Raw genomic sequence first — 4,753 nt, 5'->3', positions numbered from 1 at the left:
CACCCCCGCGCGCTCGCCCCCCGCCCCGGGCGTGTTGTGTCGCCCCCCCCTCGCGCCCCGCGGGGGGGGGCTCATTTGGGTTGTCCCCGCCCCCCCCCCCCCCCCTCGTCGTGATCCGTGCGCGGAATCTCAGTGCGCGGCGGCGATCTCCTCGCCCGCCTCCATCGGATGGGTGACGTCCTGCGCCTCACGCCCTCTGCCGAGGTGGTTGAAGAGGAGGTTGAGGACCACGGCCATGACACAGCCCGTGGAGATGCCGGAGTCCAGGACGATCTTCGCGGTCTGCGGGAAGGAGTGGTAGAACTCCGGCGCGGTGATCGGGATGATGCCGACCGCGAGGGACACGGCGACGATGAGGACGTTGTTGTCCTTGTCGAGGCCGGCCCGGACCAGGGTCTGGATGCCGCTCGCGGCGACCGAGCCGAACAGCACGACGCCGGCGCCGCCGAGGACCGGGCGGGGTACGACCGCGATCAGCGAGGCGGCCATGGGGCACAGGCCCATCAGGACCAGGAAGCCGCCGCCGGTGGCGACGACGTACCGGCTGCGGATCCGGGTCATCGCGACGAGCCCGATGTTCTGTGCGAAGGCGCTGCACATGAAGCCGTTGAACAGCGGGCTGAGCGCGGAGCCGAGGGTGTCGGCGCGCAGACCGGCCGCGATGGTCTTCTCGTCGGCCGGGCGTTCCACGATCTCACCGAGGGCGAGCATGTCGGCGGTGGACTCGGTCATGGAGACCACCATCACCACGCACAGGGAGAGGATCGCGGCGAGGTGGAACTGCGGGGTGCCGAAGTGGAAGGGGGTGGGGAAGCCCACCACGTCGGCCTTCGCCACCGGGGAGAAGTCGGTGACGCCGAACGGTATCGCGATGAGGGTGCCGGCGATCAGGCCGAGCAGGACGGCGATCTGCTTGAGGAAGCCGCGGGTGAAGCGGCGCAGCAGCAGCACGATGGCCAGGGTGATCCCGGCGAGGGTGAGATAGGTGGTCGAGCCGTAGTCGTCGGCGGCCGGGTTGGGACCCTGGGCCCAGCCGAAGGCGACCGGGAGGAGGGACACGCCGATCAGGGTGATGACCGACCCGGTGACGACCGGCGGGAAGAAGCGGACGGCCTTGCTGAAGAAGGGCGCGGCGATGAAGCCGAGCAGGCCGGCAACCATCACCGCGCCGAAGATGACCGGCAGCGCGTCGGACTTGTCCTTGGCGGAGGCGACGACCGCGGTCATGGGGGCGACACCGGCGAAGGTGACGCCGTTGACGAACGGCAGCCGGGCGCCGATCTTCCAGATGCCGAGGGTCTGGAGAAAGGTGGCGAGGCCCGCGGTGAACAGGCAGGCGCCGGTGAGGAAGGTCAGCTCGGTCGCGGACAGGCCCACGGCCGCGCCCACGATCAGGGGTGGGGCGACGACCCCGGCGTACATGGCGGCCACATGCTGTAGGCCGGTGGTCGCCATTTTCAGGGCGGGGAGTTTCTCGTCAACAGGATGGGCGGCCACGGCGGCTCCTCCGGGCGGGTAACACGTTCGTCGACGACGACGTGGGTTTCAGGGAGGTGGTGCGGTGCGGTGTGCGGACCGTGACGGAGCGTGGGGGGTGAGCGGGGGGTGAGCGGTGACCGTTCCGGGGCGCGTGCGTCCACACGCGCCCCGGAGACGGCTGCCATGGATCCCGCTCGGATCCACGGCTCCGGCCGGGAGCCGTCCCTCTCGGCCGGAGTTCTGGGGAGTGCCGCGCCGGATCAGGCCTGGGCGGCGATGCGGGCGAGGCGCTGGGCCTCCTCGCGGGTGGAGCGGGCGATGGCCTCCTCGTCGACGGCGACCAGGCGGCCGTTGTCCACGATCTGCCTGCCGTTGACGAAGGACGCGGTGACCGGGGCCGCCGCGCCGAAGACCAGCGCGGTCACCGGGTCGGCGATGGAGGAGTGGGCGAGCGTGTCCATCTTCCACAGCACCACGTCGGCCAGCTTGCCCGGCTCCAGCGAGCCGATCTGGTCCGCGCGGCCGAGCACCTGGGCGCCGCCGTGGGTGCCGAGCCGCAGCGCCTGACGGGCGTTGAGGGCGGCCTCGCGGTGCGCGCCGAGGCGGTTGATCAGCAGGGCGTTGCGCAGCTCGGTGTGGAGTTCGCCGGACTCGTTGGAGGCGGTGCCGTCCACGCCGAGGCCGACCGGGACGCCGGCCCTGAGCATGTCGGGGACGCGGGCGATACCGGCGGCGAGGCGGGCGTTGGAGGACGGGCAGTGGGCGACGCCGGTCTTCGTGCGGGCGAAGGCGGCGATGTCGGAGTCGTTCATGTGGACGCAGTGCGCCATCCACACGTCCTCACCGAGCCAGCCGGTGGACTCGAAGTAGTCGGTCGGGCCCATGCCGAACAGCTCGTGGCAGAACTTCTCCTCCTCCACGGTCTCCGAGCCGTGGGTGTGCAGCCGTACGCCGAGGCTGCGGGCCAGCTCGGCGCCCTGGCGCAGGAGTTCGGTGGAGACGGAGAAGGGCGAGCAGGGCGCCACGGCCACCTGGGTCATGGCGTCGAAGGAAGCGTCGTGGTGCTTGCGCACGGTCTCCTCGGTCGCGGCGAGCGCGCCCTCGAGGGTCTCGACGGCGAAGTCCGGCGGCAGGCCGCCGTCCTTCTCGCTGCGGTCCATCGAGCCGCGGGCCAGGGTGAAGCGGACGCCCATCTCGGCGGCGGCGCGGATGATCGAGCCGGACAGGTCGCCGGAGCCGTGCGGGAACACGTAGTGGTGGTCCATGGCGGTGGTGACACCGCCGCGGGCCATCATCGCGAGGGACCCCTGCGCGGCCGCGTACGTCATCTGCTCGTCGATGCGCGCCCAGGTGGGGTAGAGCGCGACGAGCCAGTTGAACAGGTTGTGGTCGGTGGCCAGGCCGCGGGTGATCCACTGGTAGAAGTGGTGGTGGGTGTTGACCAGACCGGGCGTGGCCAGATGGCCGCTCGCGTCGATCCGGCGCACCACGTTCTCCAGGCCCTGGGGGGCCTGGCCCGCGCCGAGCGACTCGATCCGGTTGCCGGCCAGGACCAGGTAACCGGAGGCGTACTCCGTGTCGCCCGCGTCCACGGTCGCGATGGCGCAGTTCTCGATGACGATGCGCTGGGCTGCCGATGGTGCCATCGTGCTTCCTTGTCTTTTCAGTGGCGGACCCGTGGACAGGAGGACGAAGGGTCCACGGGGAGGGCACGGCAGGACCCTAGGAGGATTTGAGTGCCGCAGCCGGGTGGCGGCTCCGGGTGCCGAGATGGTGGAAGAACAGATTGAGCAGGACCGCGACGAGCGCGCCGGCGCTGATGCCGGAGCCGAGCACGGTCTGCGCCCAGGCCGGGAAGCCGGCGTAGAAGGTCGGTGCGGCCAGCGGGATGATGCCGGCGCCGAGTGCGACCGCGACCAGGATGATGTTGGAGCTGTCGTCCAGGCCCGCCTCGGACAGCGTACGGATGCCGCTGACGGCGATCGAGCCGAACAGGACGATGCCCGCGCCGCCGAGGACCGGCAGGGGAACCAGGGAGACGACCGCGCCGAGCACCGGGAAGGCGCCGAGGACCAGCAGGGTGCCGCCGGCGACGGCGACGACATAGCGGCTGCGCACCCGGGTGAGCGAGACGACGCCGACGTTCTGGGCGAAGGCGGAGGTGGGGAAGCCGCCGAAGACGGGGCCGAGCAGGGTGGCGATGCCGTCGGTGCGCAGGCCGCGGGTGATGGTCCGGGCGTCGGTGCGGCGCTCGCAGATCTCGCCGAGGGCGAGCATCCCGGCGCTGGACTCGGTCATCAGCACCAGCATCACGATGCACAGCGACAGGATCGCCGCGGGCTGGAACTCGGGGGTGCCGAAGGCGAAGGGCGCGGGCAGCGCGGCGACGGGGGCGGACCTCAGGGCGCCGAAGTCGGCCATGCCGAAGGGGATGGCGGCCAGGGTGCCGACGAGCAGTCCGCACAGCAGGGCGACCTGCTTGACGAAGCCGCGGCCGAAGCGCTGGATCAGCAGGATCACCGCGAGGGTGAACCCGGCGAGCGCGAGGTGCCGCATGGAGCCGAAGTCGGCGGCGTGCTTGTCGCCGCCCTGCGCCCAGCTCACCGGGACCGGCATCAGGGTGACCCCGATGAGGGTGATGACCACGCCGGTGACCAGGGGCGGGAAGAAGCGGAGCAGCCGGCCGAAGAACGGGCCGACGGCGAGGCAGAAGACACCCGCGACCATCACCGCGCCGTAGACGGCGGGGAGCCGGTGGCCCGGGGAGTTGGTCTCGGCGATCGCGAGGATCGGCGCGATTCCGGCCGAGGAGGCGGCGTTGACGAAGGGCAGCCGGTTGCCGACGAGTCCCTTGACGCCGAGGGTCTGGAGGAGGGTCGCGACGCCCGCGATGAGCAGGCTCGCGGCGATCAGCCGGGTGCGGGCCGCGAGGTCGAGTCCGCAGGCCTGGCCGATGATGAGCGGAGGAGTGACAACGCCTGCGTACATGGCGGCGATGTGCTGGAGCGCGGCGGGGACGAGCCGCGAGACGTGGAGCTTCTCGTCCACCGGGTGCACGGACGTGACGGCGTCCTCGGTGTGCACCGGCGGGGTGGAACACGGGGCTGTGTCGGCCCCCTGCGCAGGCTGTGCCATTTCGTTCCCTCCGGTGTGGCGCGGCCCCCCCCCCGGGGGGGGGGGGCCGGGGGGGCCCGCCCCCCGGCGAGGGGGGGGATGTGGGGCCCGGTAACCGGGGCGCCCCCCGCCCCCCCGCCCGAGAGAGAAATAACAAAGG

At 71.8% G+C, this 4,753-nt stretch carries 3 protein-coding genes; all 3 read right to left on the bottom strand.

What is annotated here, in order from left to right; translation table 11 throughout:
* Positions 1-129: 129 nt before the first annotated feature.
* The 3 genes from ACFVIU_RS05590 to ACFVIU_RS05580 all read right to left on the bottom strand — a co-directional run bounded on the left by ACFVIU_RS05590 (position 130) and on the right by ACFVIU_RS05580 (position 4,614).
* Positions 130-1,497 (bottom strand): nucleobase:cation symporter-2 family protein, encoded by a 1,368-nt coding sequence (locus ACFVIU_RS05590; RefSeq protein WP_385840804.1) that lies wholly within the window; start codon positions 1,495-1,497, stop codon positions 130-132.
* 242 nt (positions 1,498-1,739) lie between these two features.
* Positions 1,740-3,125 carry an 8-oxoguanine deaminase gene (locus ACFVIU_RS05585; RefSeq protein ID WP_385840803.1) on the bottom strand — a complete coding sequence of 462 codons (1,386 nt, stop codon included), beginning with the start codon at positions 3,123-3,125 and terminating at the stop codon, positions 1,740-1,742.
* Between the two features lie 76 nt (positions 3,126-3,201).
* Complete coding sequence (locus ACFVIU_RS05580) at positions 3,202-4,614, bottom strand: nucleobase:cation symporter-2 family protein (protein ID WP_385840802.1); 1,413 nt, start codon at positions 4,612-4,614, stop codon at positions 3,202-3,204.
* Between the last annotated feature and the right edge of the window lie 139 nt (positions 4,615-4,753).

Source organism: Streptomyces sp. NPDC127190 (genome assembly GCF_042672505.1).
In the GTDB taxonomy this organism is placed as follows: Bacteria; Actinomycetota; Actinomycetes; order Streptomycetales; family Streptomycetaceae; genus Streptomyces.
This window is presented reverse-complemented; position numbering and strand designations above follow the sequence as displayed.